The sequence below is a fragment of the Micromonospora sp. NPDC002411 genome, assembly GCF_053592955.1.
Genome location: NZ_JBSFBM010000602.1, coordinates 1 through 1,866, shown reverse-complemented (window position 1 = coordinate 1,866; position 1,866 = coordinate 1). Strand labels below are relative to the sequence as shown.

Genomic DNA, 1,866 nt, shown 5'->3' with positions numbered 1-1,866 from the left:
GGCGTTCATCGAGGAGGCGGCCGGCGTCCTCAAGCACCGCAAGCGCAAGGAAAAGTGCAGAACGTCTTGTGCAGGTTCAGGTGCGACACGTCCGCCCCGAACTTGCCCGGCTTCGCGAACCCGACCAGGGCGTTGAGGTTCGCCCCGTCGACGTACACCTGCCCGCCGGCGTCGTGGACCTTCGCGCACAGCGACGCGATGCCCGTCTCGTACACGCCGTGCGTCGACGGGTACGTCACCATGATCGCGGCGAGCGCGTCCCGGTGCTTGTCGATCTTCGCGTCCAGGTCGACCAGGTCGACGTTGCCGTCGTCGTCGCAGGCCACCACGACGACCCGCATGCCGGCCATCACCGCCGACGCCGCGTTCGTGCCGTGCGCCGACGAGGGGATCAGGCACACGTCGCGGTGCGTCTCACCCCGCGAGGCGTGGTAGGACCGGATCGCCAACAGGCCGGCCAACTCCCCCTGCGAACCCGCGTTGGGCTGCACGCTGACCGCGTCGTAACCGGTCACCTCGGCCAGCCACGACTCCAACTGGCCGATCATCTCCCGGTACCCGACGGTCTGGTCGTCCGGCGCGAACGGGTGGATGTGCGCGAACTCCGCCCAGCTCACCGGCTCCATCTCGGTGGTCGCGTTCAGCTTCATCGTGCACGACCCGAGGGGGATCATGCCCCGGTCCAGGGCGTAGTCGAAGTCCGACAGCCGCCGCAGGTAGCGCAGCATCGCCGTCTCCGAGTGGTGGCTGCGGAACACCGGGTGGGTCAGGAAGTCGGTGGTGCGACGAAGGTCGACCGGCAGGGCCACGTCCACGGCCCCGTCGAACGCGGGCACCCCGAACGCCTCCCACACCTGCGTCAGGTGCGCGAGGGTGGTCGTCTCGTCGCAGGACACGCCCACCCGGTCGGCGTCGACCAGCCGCAGGTTCACGCCCCGCTGCGCGGCCGCCGCGACGACAGCCGCCGCGCCGCCCGGCACCCGGGCGGTGACGGTGTCGAAGAACGCGACGTCCGCGACGTCGACGCCACCGGCACGCAGCCCGGCCGCGAGACGCGCCGCCATGTCATGGGTACGCGACGCGATGTCCCGCAACCCGTCCGGGCCGTGGTAGACGGCGTACATGCCGGCCATCACCGCGAGGAGCACCTGCGCGGTGCAGATGTTGCTGGTCGCCTTCTCCCGCCGGATGTGCTGCTCCCGGGTCTGCAACGCCAACCGGTAGGCCGGGTTGCCGTCCGCGTCGCGGGACACCCCGACGAGACGCCCGGGCAGCATCCGCTCCAGGCCCGAGCGCACCGCCAGGTAACCGGCGTGCGGCCCGCCGAATCCCATGGGTACGCCGAACCGCTGGGTGGTGCCGGCGGCGATGTCCGCCCCGATCTCTCCCGGCGCCCGCAGCAGCGTCAACGCCAGCAGGTCCGCGGCGACGGTGACCAGCGCCCCGACGGTGTGCGCGGCCTCGACGAGCCTCGCCTGGTCGCGGACCGCCCCGGACGCCCCCGGGTACTGCAGGTGCAGCCCGAAGAACTCCGCCGGCAACTCGTCGGCATCGACGTCGACGACCCGCACGTCGATGCCGAGCGGCTGCGCCCGGCTGGTGATGACCGCGATGGTCTGCGGCAACGCGTCGGCGTCGACCACGTACACCGGGCTCTTGCTCTTGGAGGCCCGCCGGGCCAGGGTCATCGCCTCCGCCGCCGCGGTGCCCTCGTCGAGCATGGAGGCGTTCGCGGTGGCCAGGCCGGACCCGGCTCCAGTTGGCGTACACCTTGGCCAGCGTCGTCTGGGTGAGGTCCTGGGCGAAATGCCAGTCGCGGCACATCAGAAACGCGGCGTCGGGGGCGGGGGGGGCCGGCCCCCGCCG

Annotated in this window: 1 pseudogene; it reads right to left on the bottom strand. The window is 71.9% G+C overall.

Annotation, left to right across the window (positions count from 1 at the left end):
* Positions 1–56: 56 nt before the first annotated feature.
* Positions 57–1,748, bottom strand: a pseudogene (locus tag ACWCO3_RS34340) (glycine dehydrogenase (aminomethyl-transferring)); the annotation flags it as partial.
* Positions 1,749–1,866 lie beyond the last annotated feature (118 nt).